The organism is Clostridium sp. AF34-13, from assembly GCF_003477845.1.
Taxonomy (GTDB): Bacteria; Bacillota; Clostridia; order Lachnospirales; family Lachnospiraceae; genus Butyribacter; species Butyribacter intestini.
Genome location: NZ_QUEB01000012.1, coordinates 95,258 through 118,022, shown reverse-complemented (window position 1 = coordinate 118,022; position 22,765 = coordinate 95,258). Strand labels below are relative to the sequence as shown.

Sequence of the window (22,765 nt, the reverse complement as noted above, 5' to 3'; positions counted from 1 at the left end):
ATAATTTTTTTCACATCTAACTATTGACATTTATTAGCTGGACTTATGCTGCGTCCCACAGCTCCTTAAACTTCCCTGCCGTAAGTGTTCCAATAGCCGGATAAAACACACATATTTCTCTGACTTTACTTGCTCTTATGTCCTCATAACAACGAGATTTTGATTTCAAGCTTTCAGCTTCAATCTGTTCCTTCGTCTCAGACATGACTTTTAAAATCTCCTGATCTGTCATATTTCTCACCTCGTATTATCTCTAATTCCTTATCTATATCTTTTCCGGTATATTCCGCTAATAGTTTGGAAGAAATATTGTAAGTCCATATTGACGACATTTTAACGCAAGATCCAATATTTAATGCCCCTTGTTGCATCGCTATCCTTACGAACTGCGGTGACGCTCCAATGATTGCCGCTGCTTCCGCCGTACTTATTCCCTTAGCCATTCTACTATCACCTCCCTCTTGCCTTTTACCTCTGTCCTCCCTATACTCTAAGTACAGGCTATTGCAGTAGCCGAGTACCTATTAAGAGTATCCTTGACTGGATAACTAAACAGTTCTCATAAGTTACTTACGGTATATACATTCATTTTTTATTAAATGAATGTATATACTTTAAATTTGTATGATAATAGTATCTTCATTCACATAGCACGAAACACCTTTATACTCTATTCTTCCAAGCAGCTCAGCCATGTAATGACTGTTATTCACTCCTTTATCACATATATGAATTTCTTTTTCATTGACATAGGTAAGAATAATAGTTTTATTTTCCCAATTTTGTGGAAAATTTGATTTTACATCCTTAAACTTTCCTGTATAAACTCGTCCCAGTTTTTCATCAAATTTATTCATCAGTTTTTTAAATTTCAAACTAAATATCTTATAATAAATTCTGTTCACAACTCCTCACCTCTTTCCTTTATCACATCAAGCCGTCTTTTTTATATCTCTGGCTGCCATTATTCCCTGAATAGAAATACTGACTTTTTCTTTATCTCTGTTTATGCTATAATCAGAAAAACTAAAGGAGGTTTATCATGAAACATATTTCATATTCTTTTAGCGATTCTGATACAGAAGCTATCACTTTCGCACTTACCCTTCTCCCTTCACTTGGATTGGAAGATACACAAGCCCAGGCAACTATTAACTATCAATGCTGTTGTTCTGCCATAGAGAAACTTGTTAAGCACGACACGAATATAACACCTAATGAATTTCGTGTTATATTCGCTTTACTCCAAGCCGTCCAATTTATTAACAGTGGTGAATTTAAAGTAGATTTTGAAACAAAACAAAAATGTAGTGCTTACTTATTCACTATCAATAAACTTGTATCTGTCTTTGATAAGCAAATGTCGTAGTCATAGCTTATGTTTACTTCAATTTCATTTTCAAAATTACTATTAACAAGCTGTCGCAATCTTTCGGCAGCTTGTTTTCTGTCTGGTTGCTTTTTCTCTGTCATTGTTTTTTCTCCTTTCTTGTATCTTGTAAATACATCATAGTCTATCTAAGATACATTGTCAATACTTTTTTGTATCTTGTGTGTACTTTTTTATTGCTTTTTACTTTTTTTCGTGTTATGCTTTAGAAAAAGGAGGTGAAAATAACAATGACACAAGGTGAACGAATTAAAGAAGTGCGGAAATCTTTAAAATTAACATTGGAAAAATTCGGTGAAAAAATAGGTGTTAAAAAAAATGCAATTAGTGCAGTTGAAAATAACCGCAATTCACTTAGTGAACAAATGGCAAAATCCGTCTGCCGTGAATACAATGTAAACGAAACATGGCTTCGCACTGGTGAGGGTGAAATGTTTTTACCTGTTAATCGCAAGACCAAAATAGAAAAACTGACAAACCAGCTCTTATCAGAAGAAAGCGATTCTTTCAAAAATAGGCTAGTATCTGTACTTGCAGATTTGAACGAAAACGAATGGGAGTTTCTTGAAAAAAAAGCTATGCAGCTATGTGGAATTGATGAAGAAGATGACATAAACAAATTATATAGCGAACTTCCGGCAGGCAAGGACATAGAAAAGGAATATCCGCCTGTTAATTCAGACAAGAAAGATGTCGGATAAAAAAGCACCCGGCTTATAATCATTAGTTAAATTGAATCATTATAAGTTGTGTGCTGTTTCTAAAATTAAGATTGTAATACAATGTATTGTTATATTTGCAATATATCGCATATATTTTGATACTTTTATAATGTATGTACTTTCTTTTTATCATCTTTTCACGACCTTCCTATTTTAAGCCGGGTGCAGTGAAAAGTATAAATTTAAAAACTCCTTTTAATATATGCGTATAAAATATATGTATCTTTCTATTGACATACGCATATTTTATGCGTATAATAATTATTGTAAGGAGGGTAAGCAATGACATCAAGAGATATTTTAAAAATTTTACGAAAAGATGGCTGGTATATTGTAGACCAGGATGGCTCACACGCTCAGTTGAAACATCCGACCAAACCCGGAAAAGTCACAGTCCCCATACATGGGAGCAAGGATATTCCTCCGGGAACACTCAACAGCATACTTAAACAGGCGGGGCTTAAATAAAGCCCCATGCTTGCCACCTTACACTCAAAAGAAAGGAGCGATTGCTTATGTTAAATTTAACTTATCTTGCATTATTAGAACCTGGTGAAGATGGATGCTATGGTATTTCATTTCCTGACCTTCCGGGATGTTTCAGTTTCGCCGATAATCTTGCCGAAGCTGAACAGATGGCAGCCGAAGCCGCCGAACTTCACATTTACGGTATGGAAAGAGATGGTGAAGCTATTCCTGAACCATCCACATCACTTTCAAAAGATATAACAAAGGATATGCTGGTGATGCCTGTCACTGTTCACCCTGACCTCTATCGCATGAAGCGTGACAATGAGCGTGTAAAAACAAACATTACACTTCCAGCGTGGCTCAAAAGAATGGCAGAAGAAAAGAAAGTAAACTATTCCCGTTTGTTAGAATCTGCTTTGTTGGAATATCTACAGCTCCCAACAGCAAATAAATGAAAATACAAATAACCGCTTCCTGCAAGAAGCGGTTACAAATATTACCTACAAAAAGTGTAGTTCATATTTAAAAAAAGCCTTTATTATTATATCATGAGCCATACTTTTTGTATAGGCTTATTTTTTATACTCTTTTTTAAGAAAGTTGGTGTTATTATGGATAATAAAAAAACAAAACGGCGTGCAATGCGTCTGCCAAACGGTTACGGATCTGTAAAGAAATTAAGTGGTAACCGCCGTAATCCGTGGATCGTTACTAAAACGAACGGGTGGGAAATAAATCCCGATACTGGTAAAACAATTCAAAAGAAAATAATTATCGGGTATTACCCAAGCCGCCAAGCCGGATTGCAGGCATTGGCAGAATATAACGCAAATCCTTACGATGTAAATGCCGTCAAAATCACTTTTGCAGAAGTATATAATAGGTGGTCCGAAAAAAAATATAAGGAAGTTTCAGAAAGTAATATAAAAGGCTATAAAGCTGCTTATAAATTGTGTTCCTCATTAGAAAATATGCGTATGATAGATATCAAATTGTCACACCTGCAAAATGTAGTGGACAATTCTGGCAAAAACACCCCAACTCTTAGAAAATTAAAAGTATTATGGGGACAAATGTTTGAGTATGCCGTAATTAACGAAATCATAACAAAAGATAAAAACATTGTTGAATATGTGGATATAAAAGCTGCTGGCAATCCGAATAAGATAGATCGCTCACCTTTTACTGATGATGAAATACAAAAAATTTGGAATAATGTAGATTTTAATGAATATATGACTGTTATTCTTATGCTAATATATTCCGGTGTTCGTGTTTCTGAATTATTAGAATTAAAAAAGTCTGATGTGCATTTAGACGAAAAGTGGTTTAATATTCGCCATGCAAAAACTCAGGCTGGTATAAGAGCAGTTCCTATCGCTGATAAAACTTTTAAGTTTTTTGAGTATTGGTATAATAAAAATAATTGTGAGTATCTCTTAAGCACTCCCGACGGTGCACACTTTGAATACAGAAATTATTATGATAGTTATTGGAAACCTTTGTTGCATGAATTAAATATTAAGCACCGCCCGCATGATACCCGCCACACTTGCATTAGTCTTTTGGCTGCTGCCAAAGTATATCAGACAACTATCAAAAAGATTGTTGGTCACTCTGGTACTCAGACGCTTACTGAGCGCGTTTATACACACTTGGATATACAAGAATTATTGGATGCCATCAATCTTATTTAGCGTTACCTATATGTTACCTATATACTTTTTTTCACGCTTTTTTGCAGTGTTTTATATTTCTGCCATACCAAAAGAAAAATCCCACAAACATAGGCATTTGTGGGATTTTTCTTTAACTTTTGCAATTTTGTAAAATCTCTTTTTATTATCTCTTTGAGAACTGTGGTGCTCTACGAGCTTTCTTAAGACCGTATTTCTTACGCTCTTTCATACGTGGGTCACGAGTTAAGTAACCAGCTTTCTTAAGTGCAGGACGGAAATCTCCATCTACTGTAAGGAGAGCTCTTGAGATACCATGTCTGATAGCTCCTGCCTGTCCTGTAAATCCGCCACCACGAACTGTGATGATAGCGTCATATTTATCTGTTGTGTTTGTAGCCTCGAGTGGCTGACGAACGATAATCTTTAATGTTTCAAGACCAAAGTACTCATCAATGTCTCTTTTGTTGATTGTGATTTTACCTGTACCCGGTACTAAATATACTCTAGCAATACTGCTTTTTCTTCTACCTGTTCCATAAAATTTTGCGTTTGCCACTGTATTTTCCTCCTCTCAATTATGCTCTCTCTTTGATTTCTAATACTTCCGGCTTCTGAGCCTCATGTCCGTGCTCTGCACCGGCATATACATGAAGTTTTGTAAACATCTGACGACCAAGTGGTCCCTTTGGAAGCATACCTTTTACTGCATGATCTATAACATACTCAGGCTTCTTAGCGAGCATTTCCTTGAGTGTTGTTTCTTTCATTCCACCAACATAATCTGAGTGATTGTAGTAAATTTTCTGGTCAAGTTTCTTACCAGTTACTTTAATCTTGTCAGCGTTGATAACGATAACATAATCACCTGTATCAATATGTGGTGTATAAGTAGGCTTATTTTTACCTCTTAATACATTTGCAACTTCTGTTGCAAGACGTCCTAATGTATGTCCTGTAGCATCAACTACATACCATTTTCTTTCAATTGTGGATGGGCTAGCCATATAACTCTTCATCCCAGTACCTCCTAACTTATTCACTTAGAATCTTATCTACTACATAAATTAATTATACTGCGCGTAGATGCTCTACCGGGGCTTTGGTTCAGCATGTCACACGCCACATTTCACTATTTTACAATATTCTTGTGCATAAGTCAAGCATTTTTCGCTTTTTATTCCTATTTTTTAATCTCTATCAACAATTTATCTATTTGAGCAGTTTTATATCAACAATCACGCTCACTCACAGCAGAATATATCCTCAAACCACCATTTCGATAAATAATAGAATACTTATAACATTACTACTTTGACCCTCTCATTATATTGTGATAAAATTCTTATTAAATGATGTGTGGTTTTAAAGATATTTTAATCACAACTAAAACTACAGCTTGCGGCATTGCTATGTAAATTACAATGTAAATGTGCAAAAAGCAAAAAAAACTTGTAAAAGAATTATAGAAGATGGGAGAATTAATTTTATGGAAAAAATCAATATTGACAAACTTATTTCAGAGATGACACTTGAAGAAAAAGCTTCTCTTTGCTCTGCCGCTGATGCCTGGCACACAAAAAGGATTGACAGACTCAACCTTCCTTCGGCTATGGTTTCGGATGGTCCTCACGGACTAAGAAAAGAGGATGACAGTCCTGCACATTTCGGACTTCTTGACAGTATTGAAGCCATCTGCTTTCCAACCGCTTCTGCCCTCGCCTGCTCTTTTGACAGGGAGCTTATAGAAAATGTTGGAAATGCTCTTGGTAAAGAGTGTCAGAGTGAAGATATATCTGTTTTGCTCGGACCGGGCATTAATATGAAACGCTCACCTTTATGCGGACGAAATTTTGAATATTTTTCTGAGGACCCTTATCTTGCCGGCGAGATGGGTGCTGCTTTTGTAAATGGTGTGCAGAAAAATGACATTGGTACAAGTCTTAAACATTTTGCCGCAAACAATCAGGAATGGCGCAGAATGAGCATAAGTGCCGAGATTGACGAGCGTACGCTCAACGAGATTTATCTTACTGCTTTTGAAAAAGTCGTAAAACAGGCTCAGCCGTGGACTATAATGTGCAGCTACAATCAGATAAATGGCGAGTATTCATGCGAAAATAAAATGCTCCTCACTGATACATTGAGAGACAAATGGGGGTTTAAGGGGCTTGTCATGACTGACTGGGGTGCAATGAATGACAGAGTAAAGGCTCTTAAGGCAGGACTAGACCTTGAAATGCCGTCAAGCCACGGTGAAACAGATAAACTTATCGTGAAAGCCGTAAATAATGGCTCGCTTGATATGGAAACTTTAGATACTGCCGTCAGGCGAATACTCACACTTGTTGATAAGTCACTTATCTCAAAGGATAAACATTCCGGTTTTAAATACGATATGGAATGGCATCATGCGATTGCAAAGGAAACTGCTGAAAACTGTGCCGTTCTTTTAAAAAATAACGGTGCACTCCCACTCAGCAAAAACCAGAAGATTGCATTTATCGGCGAATTTGCTGACAAGCCCCGTATTCAGGGTGGCGGTTCAAGCCACATAAACTGCCATAAAATAGACAGTGCATTAAATTCGGCAAAACAGTTTGCTGATGTTACATATGCTAAAGGTTATAATACCGATAATGACATTACTGACGAGACACTTTTAAACGAGGCGGTTAATGCTGCAAAAAATGCGGATATTGCCGTGATTTTTGCCGGACTTCCGGACGCATTTGAAAATGAAGGCTTTGACAGAAAACATATTGATATGCCTAAATGCCAGAACGAGCTTATAGAGGAAATATGCAAGGTACAGAAAAATGTTGTTGTTGTGCTGCACAATGGTTCTTCCATTACTATGCCGTGGCTTGACAAAGTAAATGCCGTTCTTGAAATGTATCTCGCCGGAGAAGCCTCAGGAGCAGCAGCCGTCAATCTTTTGTTCGGAGTTGCCAATCCATCCGGAAAACTTGCAGAGTCTTTCCCTCTCCGTATTGAGGACACACCTGCATACTTAAACTTCCCGGGCAACAGAGATAAGGTAAATTACAACGAAGGAATTTTTATCGGTTACAGATATTATGATAAGAAGAAAATGGATATACTTTTTCCATTTGGCTACGGATTAAGCTATACTAAATTCAGATATGATAATATGAAAATAAACGGTAAGAGTGCATCAGAAAATAATTTTTCATTTAAAGATAACGATAATGTAACAGTCAGCGTTGATATAACGAACATCGGCGAAGTCGAGGGTGCCGAAATCGTGCAGCTTTACATTGAAAATCATATAGATGAAGATAACAGACCTGTTAAAGAATTAAGGAATTTTGCCAAAGTAAAACTTGCTCCCGGCGAGACAAAAACGGTCACATTCACTCTCGGATTCAGAGCATGGGCATATTATAATGAAACAATACACGACTGGTATGCACCGTCAGGTGATTATAAGATACTTATCGGAGCATCATCAAGAGATATAAAAGAAGCAAAGAAAGTATCTGTCTTATCTACAGTAACAATTCCGTTTGTCGTAAACAAGGCTGCAACCTGCGAGGATGTAGAACGATTTGCCAAAAACAAAGCTCCTCTTGACGATATGCTTATGAAATGTGTAAAAGCACGGCATAAAGAGGACTCTGAAAAGACATTAGAAGAAGAATTAAAAGACCTTAAATGCGGTTTTGGCGGTGTCCCTATTCACTCAACACTTTCATTTACACCTGATGAATTAAAATATGAAGATATACAGCAGACAATTAAGGCAATAAATGAATCTGAAAAATAAAGCGTGACGGATTACTCAAAAAATGTCGGAAACCAAAAATTTCCGACATTTTTTAATCAAATAACTATAATGTGAAACTTATCTATTCATTTCCATAAAAATAATGTATGCACACACTGCTTTAAAATTTTTAATCTAACCTCCCAATTTTATCCCTGCGTAAGCATATTTATACCACCGTATGAAATTTCAAGTGAAAGTCTTGCCGCTTTAACCGCATCCTCAAGTGTATCTGCTGCCGCCAAAAAACCATTCGGATGACAAAATCTAAGCGTTTTTATACCACTTATCTGCCTTAATTCATCTGCGTCCTTTCCGCACCATTCCTCAGGAAAATCACATACAAGCGTATTGTCATCCGCACTTAACGGAACTCCCTGCACACTGTAACCACCTCTGTTTGACGGATAGACAACATATTTATATCCGCTGTCAATAACTGCATTTTTCCACGGAGCAAATTTAGATAACACGAGTACCTCGCCATCACATTTTTCCATGTCAGCCTTTACAAGTTCGGTTGCCCTCAATATTCCTGCGACCGCATTAAAATGATTTACAAGTATCACTTTTGCAAATTCTACGGCTTTTTTAAAGCAGCCGTCATAATCCTGCTCAGTATCCCATCCCGGATTAAACTCACCTATTATCTTTGCTATATCATTGTCACATCCCGTATTGTCAGACTCATCAAGTGGCTGTATAAATTTTTCATCAAACCTTGCCGCTTCTTCTTTGCCGACACACGCCGCTCCGAACTCTCTCCACAAAAGACCGAAAGCCGCATACGGACAGCCGTTTTCTCTGTACTCCTTATCTTTCTGGTGATGATCAAATTTGCCTCTGCCAATATCATATATGATACCGTCAAAGTCTTTCGGAACTTCAAATCCCCTTATCACCTCAATATCAGGTTTTATCATTTCAAGAAATGCTGTTGCAAAAACATCATCTGAATGAAATTTTGCACCATGCGTAAAAGCTTTTGAAGGAAGCTCAACTTTTCCCTCAAATATTTTTTCATCTACAACAAAACTCATAATAAAAACCTCCTTTTTTTAATGTACTCAGATAATTGCGAAACTAATTATATGTTGTGTTAATTGCACAGATATAACAAATAATATCGTCGGCACGCTCTCGCTATGTTGTCGTTCGCAGCAGTACATAAATCAGCAAGAAACGCTGCCATATAAATGCCGACTTACACTATTTGTTATGTCTGCACAATCTAATCAAGGATTATGATAATACATTTTAAAACAGGCACCCTCCAAAATCCAAAACTTTAAGGGTGCCATTTAAAATCTAATTACATTGTGCATGACCTGACAACCCGGCCACGCTTTCGAGTGAACAATATCTATGCAAGTTCTTTGTCAAGGTTTTCTTTGATTGCCTTGATAAAATCCTGACTGTTAAGTACCGTTACATTCTCAAGTGATGTTATAAGTGCAAGATCTTTTGTCATCTTTCCTGACTCGATTGTTCCAAGTGTTGCTTTTTCAAGCTTTTCTGCAAATGTCATAAGCTCAGGAATGTTGTCAAGCTCACCTCTCTTGCGGAGTGCTCCCGTCCATGCAAATATCGTTGCAACAGAGTTTGTAGATGTCTCCTCACCTTTGAGGTGCTTATAATAATGTCTCTGAACTGTTCCATGAGCAGCTTCATACTCATATACTCCTGAAGGTGATACAAGCACTGATGTCATCATTGCAAGTGAACCGCAGGCTGATGATACCATATCACTCATAACATCGCCATCATAGTTCTTACAAGCCCAGATAAATCCGCCTTTTGCTTTCATAACACGTGCTACTGCATCATCGATAAGCGTATAGAAATATTCTATGCCTGCTGCTTCAAATTTATCCTTATATTCTGCTTCATAAAGGTCATTAAATATGTCCTTAAAGTTGTGATCATAAATCTTTGAAATAGTATCTTTTGTGGCAAACCATAAATCCTGTTTTGTATCAAGTGCATAATTGAAACAAGCCTTTGCAAAACTTGTGATAGATTTGTCAGTATTATGTATTCCCTGGATGATGCCCGGTCCGTCAAATTCCTGAATAGTCTTGCGTATTTCTTTTCCGTCCTCGCCCGTAAATACAAGCTCTGCTTTTCCCGCTCCCGGTACTTTAATCTCTGTATTCTTATAAACATCACCATATGCGTGTCTCGCAAGTGTGATAGGTTTCTCCCAGTTCTTTACACAAGGAGTGATTCCTTTAACCTGAATAGGTGCACGAAATACTGTTCCATCGAGAGAGGCTCTGATAGTACCGTTTGGTGACTTCCACATCTCTTTAAGATCATATTCTGTCATTCTTGCTGCATTTGGTGTAATAGTCGCACATTTAACAGCAACACCGTATTTTTTTGTAGCTTCAGCAGAATCAATAGTAACCTGGTCGTCTGTCTCATTGCGGTGCTCAAGACCAAGATCATAATATTCTGTCTTTAAATCTATATATGGAAGTAAAAGTTCATCTTTAATAATCTTCCAAAGAATACGTGTCATCTCATCCCCGTCCATCTCTACAAGTGGCGTTGTCATTCTAATTTTGTCCATCATTTAACCCTCCGATATTCTATTATGTACTCTCGGCATCTTCTCGAAACGAGTCATTTCGGCTGCATTTCCGATATACTGTTTCCATTTTCCCGTCGTACCGTTCCCGCTTTGCTTAACGGCAATACGCATCTGCACAGCCTGTCACTTAAGTATTTTATCATATTTTTTTTATTTTGTGAAGTGTGGCTGTCAGTCAATGTCTCAACTTCGACAATAAATGTCTAATCTTTTTTCTTTTTACCCAGTCAATTTTTAGTCATTTTTCACAAATCCACATAAGTTTCTTTGTCATATTTCACGGTTTTTTTCATATTTTATTGACTTTTTATCCCCTGCCGTTTACGATACGGATATGTGCTGCCTGTTGCTATCAATCATATTCACATACAGGGCACAGCAAGTGTTATAACTGCCTGTTTTGATGTGAACAGCAGCATAACAATATTATCGCAGCCTTCCGTTAAGGAGGGTATTATGAAATCGACCGATTCAAAAAAATTATTTTTTCACAATAAACTTATAACTTTATTTCTTATTGCTGCAATCTGTATCGGCATCATGCCTGACAGTGTCTTAGCAGCATCACAATATCCCGTCATCATTTTGACAAGTTACAACAGAACGCTTAAGATAGGTGACACTTTTTATCTTGCCGCATTCACCTCAAACGGCAGTATTCCGACATATAAGAGCACGAGCAGTAAGATTGCTTCCGTAACTTCGCTTGGCGAGATTACGGCGAAATCTCCCGGAACTTGCAAAATAAATGTCAAATCAAAAAAAACTGAGGTCAGTTGTAAGATAACAGTAAGCAAAACAAAGCTTGTTTTATCCAAAAAATCTGTTTCAATAGAACACGGTGAAAATTTCAGATTAAATGTAAAATCTTCCACAAAATCACAGATTACTTACAAGAGTAACAAAACAAGCGTTGCCGCAGTTGACGATTCGGGCAATATAACAGGCTGCAAACCGGGTGATGCAATAATCACCGTAAAAGCTGACACTTCAACGGCTTTGTGTAAAGTCAAAGTAAAGACACCGACAGTTAAACTTTCACATTCTTCTCTGTCTCTTTATAAAAATCAGTCAGCTTCTATAAAATGTGAAGTCTCATCAAGTCTTGCACCCGTCTGGAAATCAAACAAGCAAAGTATAGTTTCCGTAGATGAGAACGGTCTTGTCACTGCCCACAAACACGGCAGTGCGGTCATTAGTGCCACTGTTGACGGTGTTAAAAAAATATGCAGTATCAAAGTTAAATCTCCTGTCATAAAACTCAACCATTCATCATTAAAACTAAAACCAGGCGAAACTAAGACTCTCACTGCTTCTGTTTCGTCAGGCAATACTCCGACATGGACTTCTAAGAAAACAAGTATTGCCACGATAAATCAAAAAGGTGTGGTTAAAGCAAAAAAAGCAGGCACGACCATCATAACCGCATCGGAAGATGGTGCATCTGCTTCTTGTACCGTCACTGTAACAAAGTAACATAGATAAATTTTTCATTTAAGGAAGGCTGCGATTTTTTCATTTTTATTTTAATAACTGTTTTTTATCAATCTTTCCCGTGTCCTTATTGTGCGGCATATCATCGAGAATAATTATTCTTCTCGGCATCTCAAAGTGGGCAAGTTTTTTTCGCAAAAAAGCATATATTTCTTTCTCTAACTCATCCCGTTTCTTATCACCTTTTAAATATTTATCTTTTACGCTCTCTTTAAGTGCCACATAAAGCGTGAGTATATCTCTGTCCTTTTCCAATATCACAACAGCCTCGCTTATTTCCTCTTTTTCGCTCACCGCCGCTTCTATCTTCGCTTTTGAAACTTTCCTGCCCCTTATCCCCACTATATCATCTGAACGCCCGTCAAAATACAGATTGCCGCAATCATCCATATATCCTCTGTCTTTAAGCGTAAACGGACATTTCACTCCATACACATGAAAATCATTTGTGACATATATCTCCCCTTCTTTTACGCTGACATCAACTTTCGGAAACGGCTTACCTATAAGATTTCTCTTTTCCGTCATATTCTCATCCGTTACATATGATATATAATTCAACTCGCTTGCACCATAATACAAAATGACTTTCGTATCTGGAAATATCTTTTTTAAACTTTCTGCATCTTTTCTTCCCAGACTTTGCGAACCAGACAATATCATTTTTATATTAACATTCTTCTCCTTAAAACACTCCGGTATGCACATTAATTTTGATGGAATAAGATAGATAGTGTCTGCTTCCCACTGTTTTATGGTCTTTTCCCACTGTTTTGGATTAAACCTGTTTTCCACAATGGTAACTGCCCCTGCATATAGCTGTGCCATCACAAGATTTAGATTGCCCGTAAAAGCAAGACTTCCCTGTACAAACAATCTGCTGTTTTCACCAATCCCGAATATCTCATTTTGTATAGGAAAGAAATCAGCCCAGCTCTCATATGTTCTGTAAAGTATCTTTGGCACGCCTGTCGTCCCCGATGTCATTACCGCCATACAGACCTCATCCGGTATCTCATTGATTTCAGGCAGTTGTGTCATATCTTTTTGGACTATCATCGGTATATCTCCATTTTTATTGCACGCAATAAATAATATAAGCTGTTCCAAAAAAGACTCACTTTTTATCATATAAACTTTTCGTCCGGACTCCGTGCACTGTCCAAGTTTTTGCCACATTCCTTTAACTGCGGTTCCATAATTTCCATCCGCATTTATTTTTATCTTTTCTGCATATTCATCTGCCGCTTTTTCAAGTTCTTCATATGTATATGGAATTCCGTCCTCTACAAAAGCAAGTTTATTTTCATCTTTTTCACATAGCATCTTATAATAATTCATTTTCTTTCCCCTGTCCTTTAAACTATCATAACTTATATAAGTCTGGTTTCCACAATCCCCTATTTTTTCAATAATATCGCACTTCCTACCCCGCCAGCCGCCGCAATACCACACACGGCATATCCGCCGCCTTTTAACTCTAATGCCCTTAATGCATGAAGTGTTATAATCGCTCCTGAAGCTCCATAGGGATGACCGTAGGCAAGTGCACCACCGAAAACATTATATTTTGATACCTGCTCCGGAAAAGTCCTTGCAAACAATACATCTATAACGGCAAATGCTTCATTACATTCATAAACATCAATATCCTGCGGACTTAAGCTGTTTCTTTTAAGAATTTTCTCTATTGCGGCTATACATGACTTAGGACTCCGATCAGGTGTTCCTCCTGTCTCCGCAATATCGATAAATTCTCCCTTGATTTCACAATTATTTTCCCTGACATACTTTTCCGAGCACAAAATCACAAAAGCCGCACCGTCATTTGTAAGACACGCATTTCCTGCCGTTATTATATTTCCATTTTCAAGTATGGCTGGCAGTCTGTTCAGCAGTTTCTCACTCATCCTGTCACGGATTCCCTCATCTTTATCACATCCGTCTGTCACACTCACGACAATGTCCTTTAAAACACCTTTATCTCTTGCTTCTTTTGCAAGCCTGTGGCTTCTAAGTATCCATTCATTCATTTCTTCCCGTGATATTTTTTCGTCTGCCGCCGTAAGTTCCGCACCCTCTAACATCGCAGTCTGACGGTGTGTACCCGGCATAAACTTCGCCACCTTATACCATTCATCTCCAAACTCTGCATAGTCCGGATGATTAGAATTATATGCTCTTTTCGGTGCAGTCGAACTACTCTCAAATCCTCCGGCAATAACAATATCTGCCTGTCCTGCATCTATCTTTGCCGCCGCAAGTGCTATACTCTCCAAAGATGAACCACATTGCATATCAACCGTAAACGCCGGAGTTTCCACCCCAAACACCGTCGAAAGTGACATGACTCTTGCTATATTTCCTCCTGCACCAACAGCATTTCCGGCAATGATACAGTCAACTTTATCTATCCCCGTCCTCTCTGCCAGCCTGTCAAGCACACCTGCACCAAGCTGCTCCGCAGATATATGCCTATACATACTGTTTTCAATCCCTATATAACTCCTCAGCCCGTCAATTATATATGCCATAAATACTCCATTCTCTGTTTCTGCCGTGTTCCACACTTATGAAGCACCCAGAAGCCTATATTTAAAATTTTTATAACTTCCTCTTACCTATTATCTCAAATCCGTTAAACACGCTATCTGTATGCCTGCTTTTTTTAATCTCCCTTGCATTTTATCTCAAACACTTTAATTCCTTTGTTCTCATCGCTGCCACAACCGCTTCTTTGCACCATTCCCGTAATCATATTTCCATCTCTATACAAGTATATTCTCTCACCTGCAAAAACCGGAAGAATATATTTTATCTCAATTTTAAATGCAGACTCCATTTTTTTATTGTCATAAGTGGTTTTATTTTCTTTTCGTCTTTTTTTTAAATCAAAAATATCTTTATCTGTTTCTTTTCCAAACAAATCTTTATCTTCAAGAAATTTTTCCAAAATAAGAAATCCGGGTACTACTGCTTTCTCATTTCTGTGTATCGGATTTCTATCATCCACGCTCTCCACAAAGTCAATTATCTCCCTATTTTCAAAAAGCATATCGCAAATCTTTCCGTTACTTTCCACTCCCATGTATTCGTCACTTATATGCTCTTTATCTTTTGCACCACTATCCGCAATACTGTCACTTGTCCTATCCGCTGATGAGTTAAATGTATTTTCACTGCTGCTTATTATTTTTATAAGATGTATATCAAGTCTAATTTTAGAACCATCCAAAAAACTCTCACTAACCGACATAAGTGCATAATTCTTTTTCTGCCTTAAAATTTCTGCTTCCGGCTCATCGTTATAATATATACAGTCACTTAAACGGCACTTAACTTTATCAGCATCATACCTGTTTCTATCACAATCCCCATTATCCATTTCAGAATGTCCTGTTTCTGTCTGATTACACTTATTAGATATTTCAGAACATCCCGGTTCAGCATACTTATTTCCCATTTCTGAATGTCCTATTTCTGTCCTAAGACAAATATTCTTTATTTCAGGCTTTTTTAATTCAAGACTTGCTTTTGCTATGACCCAGTTTGAAAAACCCGGGATTTTAGAAAAAGCTGCAAAATATCTTCTTAACAATCCATGTTCCATATAAATCCTCTTAACCGCAAAAATTTAATTTCTGTATATTTTATCCCTGTAGCATATCAACTATTACCATTCACACCTTAGATATATTTTGTCGATATGCATAATTGTATCTCAAAAACTTCCAAAAAAAGTATATAATTTTGTCTCATTTATGTCAACCCATATAATTTTTAGGTTGACAATCTAATTTTACATCTATATACTTGCAAATAAATAATTAAATGTTTGCGAAACCATTATAATCTTTAATTATAGTTTCGCAAACACTTAATAACACATACACTTATTTAGGAGGAAACAAATGAACAACTCAATAACTAAGAACAAAACAACTTTTACAACCCAGAATCTCGTACTTATGGCACTTTTTGCCGCCGTACTCTGCGTATCGGCATACATAAGCATCCCTCTTCCAAACGGAAGCCATATCACGGCACTTAACTTTGTAGTGACACTTATCGGACTTGTCTTTGCCGTTGAACAGTCCTTCTTCATATCTCTTGTATGGCTTTTACTCGGTGCTGTCGGTGTACCTGTATTTATCGGCGGTCAGGGTGGAATCGGATACCTGCTCGGTCAGTACGGCGGATATTCTTTCGCTTTCGTAATTATCGCAATTGTACTTCCAATCGTCTGTAAACGCACATACAGCAGAATATATTTCACAATAGCAGCTATTGTTTCAGCAGTATTTGTAGACCTTTTCGGAACTTTATGGATAATGATAATCGGAGGAATCAATTTTAAAGCGGCATTTATCGCAGGCTTCATACCATTTATCGCACTTGATACCGTGAAAGCCATTGTTGCCGCTTTTATTGCTCCTTCATTCAGAAAAATATTAAACAATGCCATAGATTAATGTCATGATGTTGATGTCAAAAGGTATTTTGACACCAACTAATGCCACGGATTGCTTCATTGCTATGCAATTTTCGCAATCCTGCAAACACCTCCAATTTTATTGTCGGTGTTTAGCGGATCATTTTTTCATACATCCTTTACACCCGGCACAACCTGCCGGGTTTGTTTTTGTCATGTCCACCGAATAATCAAACATTGAGGACAGTGAACATACAGCCTGTGATGAGATACCCTCACCTGTTCCCGTAAAGCCAAGTCCCTCCTCGGTTGTTGCCTTTACATTTACCCTGCGAACTTCGATATTAAGCGTTTTTGCTATATTTTCCCGCATAGTGTCAATATAATCCCGAAGTTTCGGACGCTGTGCTATCACGGTCGCATCAATATTTTCTATAATATAACACTCCTCATCAAGAAGCTTTCCAACCTCACCAAGAAGTTTTATGCTTGATATTCCCTTATATCTGTCATCCGTATCAGGAAAATGTTTTCCTATATCTCCGAGTGCTGCCGCACCCAGAAGTGCATCCATAATAGCATGGAGAAGCACATCTGCATCCGAATGTCCAAGAAGCCCTTTTTCATATGGTATATTCACACCGCCTAATATAAGGGCACGCCCCTCGACTAATTTATGAACATCATAACCCATTCCTACTCTCATATTAAACCTCATTTCCGTGCAATATCATCCGCACTTACATAAAATTATTATAATAACATTACATTTACCATTCACACTGTTATCATTACGATTAGCCACACCATACTATTTTCGGTACAAAAACAAACGAACCATAAATATACGAAAATCCCCTGAAGCATATGTTTCAGGGGATTATATAGTAGCGGGAGAGGGATTTGAACCCACGACACCACGGGTATGAACCGTGTGCTCTAGCCAACTGAGCTATCCCGCCATATTAAATTATATCAGTGAAAACTCACTGTAATGGGACCTACAGGGCTCGAACCTGTGACCCTCTGCTTGTAAGGCAGATGCTCTCCCAGCTGAGCTAAGATCCCTTTTTCGATGTCGTGTGTTTTTGTCTTGTCTCACGCGACTTCCTTACTATACCAGACAACGAAACATATGTCAACACTTTTTTTAAATTTTTTTTAATGGTAACAGTTCAGCCATAAAAAGATAATTGGCAATACAATGAGCTTGTTCATTGTATTGTTAAGTACCTTTTTATGGCTGAATAGCCTTTCATTTATGAAATGAAGTAAACTCAAGCTGCATAGCAGCGACTGACAGCTTGCTGGCAGGTTTACGAATGTAATAAATGAAGGGCTGAACTGTTACAATTGATGCACCCGCCCACAAAATTTGTAAACTCTTTCCAATTCGTATTGACTTATTTTTATTTCAGCTTATTATTATAAATAGTTTATAATAGTGTAACATCACATAAGAACGGAGGATTATCATGAACAAAAGAACCGTAAACATAAGCAGTCTTGTACTTTTACTGAGTCTGCTTTCACTTATCACTACAATGTGTCTCTACTACCTTGTACCTATGCACTATGTGTCTGTTATATTTGCCGGAGTTGCATCAGTACTTCTTGCACATTTTTTCTTAGAGTCATCTCTGAATTATGATTACAACTTTTTACACGCAGCAAGTATGACTATTTCAACGCTTGTCTTTGCCATAGCTATATATGTCATTCAACCAAATGAATGGATATGTTTTGATTTCTGGCTCCCATGTCTTGTACTTGCAAACTGGATTATTCCTTTCCTTTATTGCACGCTTCGTGACCTGTTTGACAGAGGGCCAAGATTTGACGGCTACCATAAATTTTTCAATCGTATGTGCATTTTCTTTACACTGATATATATTTTCGTGATTGCAAAACAATATTTTATAACACCTATTGTCCCGCCATATCACAGCCTCAAATTCGGTGCACACAACTTTATACCTTTTATGGCTACCGGAACTTACATTGAACACACATTCAAAGCAGGTAAAAGCATAAATGAATTTGTCTTTTATGCATTACAGCTTGTCTGCCTGGGTATTCCTTTCGGTTATCTTTGCAGGGTTGCACTCAGAAAATTAAATTTTGTGTTTAGGATAATCATATACATCCTTTTCCCTGCTGCCCTTGAAGCCGCACAGTATATGACAGGACTTGGCCGTGGAGATATTGATGACTGCGTATTCTCCCTTATAGGTATTTTCATCGGTGTTGTCTTATTCCACATTATGAACGGTGCTTTCCAGACTATTGCCACACGCGATTTTATGATAAGCAGAGCACAGCAGAAAAAATATCATTTTTAATTTTAAACCAAGAGGTCACGGATTATCTCAAGATATTCCGTGACCTCTTATTTTCATCTAAAATTTTCTATATTCATTTATATCTTTTACAAGTATCTTTATACCGCGAATCGTATTGTCAAATACTCCACCCTCATAAAATGCCTGCAATACCATTGCTATCGGAATACCAACTATAAGTCCGAGCATACCTATAAGCCTGTAAAAAATAAACATTGATATAAGTGTCAAAAACGGACTCATACCCACACTGTCGCCTATAAGCTTAGGTTCAAGTATTCGATGCACAAACAAAGAAATAAAGTATGCTGCCACAAGTATTACCGCTGCTTTATAATCACCTGTTATTATCTCATAAATTGCCCACGGTGTAAGAATTATTCCCGTTCCCAAAAAAGGAAGAAAATCCAGAAATGCCGTAATAAGTGCGATAAGTGCCGCATATTTTTGTCCCATTATCAAAAAAATTGTAAACAGTATCACAAATACTACTATCATTATCTGAAAGCAGGCTTTAAGGTACCCACCTATAGCCTTTACGATAATATCCTTTGTCATCTGCCAGCCTTTTTTTATCGACTCCGGCATATGAGCTGCAACTTCTTCTTTTATCTTGTCGTGGTCTGCCACAAAGAAATATGTCATCATAAGTGTAAGTATCAATAATACAAAGAAGTCAATGAGCGAACTTGCAACATTTCCGACTGTCGATACCGGACTTGTCTTAAGTGATTTTAACGCAGTTAGTATATACTCGTTGAGCTGCACATTTTTCTTTCCCAACATACTCTGTACATCTGCCGGAATTATATTTATCTTTTCGTGAAGGACGCTCATCGCCTGCTGGATATTGTTTACTACTGACTCATATACGCTTGGCAGGTCATCTATAAGCAGACTCGTCTGCACAACAATAAACGAAATAATACCATATATAGCCGCACATATCAGTGCAAGAACAAGCACTATAACTATTACAGTTCCATGTTTTCTCATTATCTTTATCTTGTTTTCAAGAAATCTTACAAGCGGATTTGCAATCATTGCTATAAACCATGCCACTATCAGCGGCAGACACAGTCGAAACAGCGGCGGTATTGCAAATATTGCAATAAGTATAAATGCCAGGCATACAGCCAGGTGAACACATATCTTTTTTCTTAACTCCCTATTATTTTCTTCCAATTTTTATTCCAATCCCTTTCTATATTATTCATGCAACTTTTCTGACATAATGATATTGTAGCATAAAGTCATATATATTTTTTACATATTAAAAAAGTTTCATAAAATATTTATACTTTGTTTAAGGTATTTCTGCTATTCTTATATATGCAGTGTACAAGGTTATTGTATCCAAGCTGATTTTACTGTAAAATAAAAAAGAGCAAAACCGGCGTTTTGCTCCACAAGAATTGCTTCGCAATTCTTGTTGGTGCCACACTACTTTACGAGCATTTTCCTATGCTTTAAAAAAGAGCAAAACCAGCGTTTTACTCACAAATAAATATTTTATTACGCAAATTTAGGTAATTGCGAAACTATCATAATGTGAGATTAAATTGTGCATCTATAACACAACATATAATTATTTTCGCAAATACCTATTACATAAATTATGTGAAAGGATTTACACTATGAAAAACATTTACTTAAAAAAAGCATTCTGCAGTGCACTCGCAGCAGGTGTTGCAATAGCAGGCTTAAACGCTCCCGTGCAGACAGATGCGAAAACAACAACCAAAAAAAGCATAGACAATATGTCTGTAATGTCAAGAGTTGTCTCAAAAAACAACGACGGACTTCTCCGTTATTCATATGTTGATGAAAACGGCAAAAAAATTGATTTTGACGGTTCTTCCGCTTCCCTTCCTTCAACACGAAAAAAGGCAACTTCTGTCCCATCATCATATGATCTTAGAAAATACGGACAGACAACCTCTATCAAAGACCAGGGTGTTACAGGAAGCTGCTGGGCTTTTGCCGCCGTAAAAGCCATGGAATCAAACTCTATATTAAACGGACTTAACACCATTGAAACTGCTGACTATTCAGAAAGCCATCTTACCTGGTATTCATACAATCCTATTACAAACACACAAAGCCCTATGTATGGTGACGGATGCTCTATTAAGGGTACAGACCTTCCATCAGGTGTATTTAACCCATTTGGTCAGGGACAGACCTTAAACGCTTACGATGCAGGCGGAAATGCACTTTCAGCCATATTCACTCTTGCCGCATGGTCAGGTGCCGAAAAAGAAGAAGCAGCACCTTTTAACGCTGATACAACAGACAAAGAGCAGGAAATGATAAATACTATGACGGCAAACGGTGAATCTTTGCGATATGATTCATATGTTCATCTCCAGAATGCAGATTGTCTAGACTATACTACAAGAAGCACTATCAAAAAAGCCATAATGAACCAGGGTGCATTAAATGCATCACTCTACTACGATGCATCAGGTTTTGAGACAAACACAAATTCCGGTAAATCTTATTATCAGACTACATACACCGGAAATATTGCAAAACAGGCTGCAAATCACTGCGTAACCATTATCGGATGGGATGACAGTTACTCAAAAGACAACTTCAAGGAGGGCAGCCGTCCATCCTCAAACGGCGCGTGGCTTATAGCTAACAGCTACGGAACAAAGTACAATGACGGCGGATATTTCTGGCTCTCATACGAAGAACCGTCAATAAGTGATATTTACACAATGGCAGTTGAAACTACAGCAAACTATGAAAATATATATCAGTATGACGGAAACGGCTGGTCTGATGCAGTAAGTATTCCCGGAAATGACTTTACCGGTGCAAATGTCTTTACAAGCAGTTCATCATTTGAAGAGACATTAAATGCCGTTTCATTTTACACGATAAGCGACAATCAGAAATACACGATTAAAATTTATAAAAACCTCACCGGAACCACTCCTGACACCGGTACTTTAGCAAGTGCCTGCACCATATCAGGTACAGCAGATTACAATGGTTATCACACCATAAAACTTCCAACAAGCTGCACTCTTTCTCCGGGAAGTAAATTTGCCGTTGCGATTACATATAAATATGATGCTTCAACAAAAAATCAGGCTTATATCCCTATAGAGGGAAGAAGTGAGTTAAACAGCGGTGTGCTTTACTCTTATGCCAGCGAACCGGGACAGAGTTATCTTTACAACGACAATTCATGGATAGACTGTGCCACATATAATGACAGAACTTTAAACAATATTCCTATAAAAGCATTTACCTCAAACGGTATTGCTGCTACAAACACTAAAGTTTCCTTCTCAAAAAAATCAGTAAAAATCGGAAAAGGAGAAACTTATACACTTAAAGCAAAACTTTCTACGAAAACAGACAGCTCAAGTATAAGCTACAAGAGCAGCAACAACAAAGTTGTTTCCGTAAATAATACTACCGGTAAGATAAAAGGACTTTCAAAAGGAAGTGCACGCATTACCGCAATATCAAATGACGGAAACATTGCCACTTACTCAGTTAATGTTTACAAGGCACCAAAGCGTATTTCAAGCCGTCCTTACAAGAGAAAAACTGTGCGCCGCGGTCATTCCTTTACGGTCAAAGTCAGATTTTCAAAAGGTTATTACAGTAAAAAGATTAAATTCTCATCTTCAAGAAAATCTGTTGCTACCGTAAATTCAAAAGGAAAAGTAAAAGCAAAAAGACGCGGCAGAACAACTATCACATTAAAAGCATTTAACGGTAAAAAAGCCCGCGTACGCGTAACAGTCAGGTAAAAAGGACACCGCTATATTACAACATTTTCCTAATTCCATAAAAAACTAAAAAACAGCGTTTTGCCCTCCAAAAATT

At 37.4% G+C, this 22,765-nt stretch carries 23 protein-coding genes and 2 tRNA genes; 10 read left to right on the top strand and 15 right to left on the bottom strand.

All coding sequences use genetic code 11. The features are described 5' to 3' along the window. Nucleotides 1-43 precede the first annotated feature (43 nt). The 3 genes from DWZ63_RS15790 to DWZ63_RS11460 form a co-directional block, all read right to left on the bottom strand. A complete protein-coding gene (locus DWZ63_RS15790) occupies nt 44-205 on the bottom strand; it encodes a hypothetical protein (protein WP_156335777.1) in 162 nt (53 codons plus the stop codon). Beyond that, nucleotides 198-443 carry a hypothetical protein gene (locus tag DWZ63_RS11465; RefSeq protein WP_055940841.1) on the bottom strand — a complete coding sequence of 82 codons (246 nt, stop codon included), beginning with the start codon at nt 441-443 and terminating at the stop codon, nt 198-200. The genes DWZ63_RS15790 and DWZ63_RS11465 overlap by 8 nt, the downstream gene beginning before the upstream one ends. Before the next feature lie 171 nt (nt 444-614). After that, on the bottom strand, nt 615-905 hold the full coding sequence (locus DWZ63_RS11460) for a hypothetical protein (RefSeq protein ID WP_055940838.1): 291 nt from the start codon (nt 903-905) through the stop codon (nt 615-617). 137 nt (nt 906-1,042) lie between these two features. Between DWZ63_RS11460 and DWZ63_RS11455 the strand changes: the two genes are divergently transcribed. From DWZ63_RS11455 to DWZ63_RS11435, 5 genes are all read left to right on the top strand, one after another. Then, nucleotides 1,043-1,369 (top strand): hypothetical protein, encoded by a 327-nt coding sequence (locus DWZ63_RS11455; RefSeq protein WP_118499960.1) that lies wholly within the window; start codon nt 1,043-1,045, stop codon nt 1,367-1,369. Between the two features lie 251 nt (nt 1,370-1,620). Beyond that, on the top strand, nt 1,621-2,091 hold the full coding sequence (locus DWZ63_RS11450) for a helix-turn-helix transcriptional regulator (protein ID WP_082440567.1): 471 nt from the start codon (nt 1,621-1,623) through the stop codon (nt 2,089-2,091). A gap of 303 nt (nt 2,092-2,394) precedes the next feature. Next, entirely contained in the window at nt 2,395-2,580 is a 186-nt protein-coding gene (locus DWZ63_RS11445) for a type II toxin-antitoxin system HicA family toxin (RefSeq protein ID WP_055940831.1), read from the top strand. Nucleotides 2,581-2,627: 47 nt separating this feature from the next. Further along, nucleotides 2,628-3,038 carry a type II toxin-antitoxin system HicB family antitoxin gene (locus tag DWZ63_RS11440; protein WP_055940829.1) on the top strand — a complete coding sequence of 137 codons (411 nt, stop codon included), beginning with the start codon at nt 2,628-2,630 and terminating at the stop codon, nt 3,036-3,038. A gap of 156 nt (nt 3,039-3,194) precedes the next feature. After that, a complete protein-coding gene (locus DWZ63_RS11435) occupies nt 3,195-4,280 on the top strand; it encodes a tyrosine-type recombinase/integrase (protein WP_312032757.1) in 1,086 nt (361 codons plus the stop codon). Between the two features lie 145 nt (nt 4,281-4,425). Here DWZ63_RS11435 and rpsI read toward each other — a convergent pair whose 3' ends face one another. Next, the gene (gene rpsI, locus DWZ63_RS11430; protein ID WP_022015335.1) at nt 4,426-4,818 is read right to left on the bottom strand and encodes a 30S ribosomal protein S9; all 393 of its coding nucleotides are present in this window, start codon (nt 4,816-4,818) and stop codon (nt 4,426-4,428) included. A 19-nt stretch (nt 4,819-4,837) separates the two neighbouring features. Continuing rightward, the gene (gene rplM, locus DWZ63_RS11425; RefSeq protein WP_022015334.1) at nt 4,838-5,278 is read right to left on the bottom strand and encodes a 50S ribosomal protein L13; all 441 of its coding nucleotides are present in this window, start codon (nt 5,276-5,278) and stop codon (nt 4,838-4,840) included. A 470-nt stretch (nt 5,279-5,748) separates the two neighbouring features. Here rplM and DWZ63_RS11420 point away from each other — a divergent pair, with 470 nt between their 5' ends. Then, complete coding sequence (locus DWZ63_RS11420; protein ID WP_118499959.1) at nt 5,749-8,049, top strand: glycoside hydrolase family 3 C-terminal domain-containing protein; 2,301 nt, start codon at nt 5,749-5,751, stop codon at nt 8,047-8,049. Between the two features lie 149 nt (nt 8,050-8,198). Here DWZ63_RS11420 and DWZ63_RS11415 read toward each other — a convergent pair whose 3' ends face one another. From DWZ63_RS11415 to DWZ63_RS16135, 3 genes are all read right to left on the bottom strand, one after another. Beyond that, nucleotides 8,199-9,089, bottom strand: coding sequence for an MYG1 family protein (locus tag DWZ63_RS11415; RefSeq protein ID WP_118499958.1), 891 nt, complete (start codon nt 9,087-9,089; stop codon nt 8,199-8,201). Between the two features lie 323 nt (nt 9,090-9,412). Further along, complete coding sequence (locus DWZ63_RS11410) at nt 9,413-10,624, bottom strand: NADP-dependent isocitrate dehydrogenase (RefSeq protein WP_055942925.1); 1,212 nt, start codon at nt 10,622-10,624, stop codon at nt 9,413-9,415. Nucleotides 10,625-10,627: 3 nt separating this feature from the next. Beyond that, nucleotides 10,628-10,762 carry a hypothetical protein gene (locus DWZ63_RS16135; protein WP_270393378.1) on the bottom strand — a complete coding sequence of 45 codons (135 nt, stop codon included), beginning with the start codon at nt 10,760-10,762 and terminating at the stop codon, nt 10,628-10,630. A 339-nt stretch (nt 10,763-11,101) separates the two neighbouring features. Between DWZ63_RS16135 and DWZ63_RS11405 the strand changes: the two genes are divergently transcribed. Then, nucleotides 11,102-12,121, top strand: a complete 1,020-nt coding sequence (locus DWZ63_RS11405; RefSeq protein WP_118499957.1) for an Ig-like domain-containing protein — start codon at nt 11,102-11,104, stop codon at nt 12,119-12,121. Nucleotides 12,122-12,166: 45 nt separating this feature from the next. On the opposite strand, the gene DWZ63_RS11400 is transcribed toward DWZ63_RS11405, so the two are convergent. The 3 genes from DWZ63_RS11400 to DWZ63_RS11390 form a co-directional block, all read right to left on the bottom strand. After that, nucleotides 12,167-13,594, bottom strand: a complete 1,428-nt coding sequence (locus tag DWZ63_RS11400) for an AMP-binding protein (RefSeq protein ID WP_147353231.1) — start codon at nt 13,592-13,594, stop codon at nt 12,167-12,169. After that, a complete protein-coding gene (locus DWZ63_RS11395; RefSeq protein WP_055942922.1) occupies nt 13,540-14,673 on the bottom strand; it encodes a thiolase family protein in 1,134 nt (377 codons plus the stop codon). Before DWZ63_RS11395 ends, DWZ63_RS11400 begins: the two co-directional genes overlap by 55 nt. A gap of 134 nt (nt 14,674-14,807) precedes the next feature. Beyond that, the gene (locus DWZ63_RS11390; protein WP_118499955.1) at nt 14,808-15,749 is read right to left on the bottom strand and encodes a hypothetical protein; all 942 of its coding nucleotides are present in this window, start codon (nt 15,747-15,749) and stop codon (nt 14,808-14,810) included. Nucleotides 15,750-16,050: 301 nt separating this feature from the next. Between DWZ63_RS11390 and DWZ63_RS11385 the strand changes: the two genes are divergently transcribed. Further along, nucleotides 16,051-16,611, top strand: coding sequence for a biotin transporter BioY (locus DWZ63_RS11385; protein ID WP_243020601.1), 561 nt, complete (start codon nt 16,051-16,053; stop codon nt 16,609-16,611). Between the two features lie 120 nt (nt 16,612-16,731). Here DWZ63_RS11385 and ispF read toward each other — a convergent pair whose 3' ends face one another. The 3 genes from ispF to DWZ63_RS11370 form a co-directional block, all read right to left on the bottom strand. Next, nucleotides 16,732-17,277, bottom strand: coding sequence for a 2-C-methyl-D-erythritol 2,4-cyclodiphosphate synthase (ispF, locus tag DWZ63_RS11380; RefSeq protein WP_055940810.1), 546 nt, complete (start codon nt 17,275-17,277; stop codon nt 16,732-16,734). Nucleotides 17,278-17,459: 182 nt separating this feature from the next. Then, a tRNA-Met gene (locus tag DWZ63_RS11375) sits at nt 17,460-17,533 on the bottom strand. A 33-nt stretch (nt 17,534-17,566) separates the two neighbouring features. Beyond that, nucleotides 17,567-17,639 (bottom strand) — tRNA-Val (locus tag DWZ63_RS11370). A 407-nt stretch (nt 17,640-18,046) separates the two neighbouring features. Here DWZ63_RS11370 and DWZ63_RS11365 point away from each other — a divergent pair. Continuing rightward, nucleotides 18,047-18,913, top strand: coding sequence for a VanZ family protein (locus DWZ63_RS11365; protein WP_118499954.1), 867 nt, complete (start codon nt 18,047-18,049; stop codon nt 18,911-18,913). Nucleotides 18,914-18,970: 57 nt separating this feature from the next. Here the strand turns inward: DWZ63_RS11365 and ytvI are convergent, their stop codons facing one another. After that, on the bottom strand, nt 18,971-20,098 hold the full coding sequence (gene ytvI, locus DWZ63_RS11360) for a sporulation integral membrane protein YtvI (protein WP_118499953.1): 1,128 nt from the start codon (nt 20,096-20,098) through the stop codon (nt 18,971-18,973). Between the two features lie 452 nt (nt 20,099-20,550). Between ytvI and DWZ63_RS11355 the strand changes: the two genes are divergently transcribed. Next, complete coding sequence (locus tag DWZ63_RS11355; RefSeq protein ID WP_118499952.1) at nt 20,551-22,689, top strand: lectin like domain-containing protein; 2,139 nt, start codon at nt 20,551-20,553, stop codon at nt 22,687-22,689. The last annotated feature ends 76 nt before the right edge of the window (nt 22,690-22,765 follow it).

Coding starts and splice junctions, on each gene's coding strand:
- DWZ63_RS11355 (WP_118499952.1), top strand. CDS start 20,551: ATGAAAAACATTTACTTAAAAAAAGCATTCTGCAGTGCACTCGCAGCA.
- rplM (WP_022015334.1), bottom strand. CDS start 5,278: ATGAAGAGTTATATGGCTAGCCCATCCACAATTGAAAGAAAATGGTAT.
- DWZ63_RS11385 (WP_243020601.1), top strand. CDS start 16,051: ATGAACAACTCAATAACTAAGAACAAAACAACTTTTACAACCCAGAAT.
- DWZ63_RS11365 (WP_118499954.1), top strand. CDS start 18,047: ATGAACAAAAGAACCGTAAACATAAGCAGTCTTGTACTTTTACTGAGT.
- DWZ63_RS11405 (WP_118499957.1), top strand. CDS start 11,102: ATGAAATCGACCGATTCAAAAAAATTATTTTTTCACAATAAACTTATA.
- DWZ63_RS11390 (WP_118499955.1), bottom strand. CDS start 15,749: ATGGAACATGGATTGTTAAGAAGATATTTTGCAGCTTTTTCTAAAATC.
- DWZ63_RS11415 (WP_118499958.1), bottom strand. CDS start 9,089: ATGAGTTTTGTTGTAGATGAAAAAATATTTGAGGGAAAAGTTGAGCTT.
- DWZ63_RS11440 (WP_055940829.1), top strand. CDS start 2,628: ATGTTAAATTTAACTTATCTTGCATTATTAGAACCTGGTGAAGATGGA.
- DWZ63_RS11445 (WP_055940831.1), top strand. CDS start 2,395: ATGACATCAAGAGATATTTTAAAAATTTTACGAAAAGATGGCTGGTAT.
- DWZ63_RS11455 (WP_118499960.1), top strand. CDS start 1,043: ATGAAACATATTTCATATTCTTTTAGCGATTCTGATACAGAAGCTATC.
- DWZ63_RS11410 (WP_055942925.1), bottom strand. CDS start 10,624: ATGGACAAAATTAGAATGACAACGCCACTTGTAGAGATGGACGGGGAT.
- DWZ63_RS11465 (WP_055940841.1), bottom strand. CDS start 443: ATGGCTAAGGGAATAAGTACGGCGGAAGCAGCGGCAATCATTGGAGCG.
- DWZ63_RS11395 (WP_055942922.1), bottom strand. CDS start 14,673: ATGGCATATATAATTGACGGGCTGAGGAGTTATATAGGGATTGAAAAC.
- DWZ63_RS15790 (WP_156335777.1), bottom strand. CDS start 205: ATGTCTGAGACGAAGGAACAGATTGAAGCTGAAAGCTTGAAATCAAAA.
- ispF (WP_055940810.1), bottom strand. CDS start 17,277: ATGAGAGTAGGAATGGGTTATGATGTTCATAAATTAGTCGAGGGGCGT.
- DWZ63_RS11420 (WP_118499959.1), top strand. CDS start 5,749: ATGGAAAAAATCAATATTGACAAACTTATTTCAGAGATGACACTTGAA.
- DWZ63_RS11435 (WP_312032757.1), top strand. CDS start 3,195: ATGGATAATAAAAAAACAAAACGGCGTGCAATGCGTCTGCCAAACGGT.
- DWZ63_RS11450 (WP_082440567.1), top strand. CDS start 1,621: ATGACACAAGGTGAACGAATTAAAGAAGTGCGGAAATCTTTAAAATTA.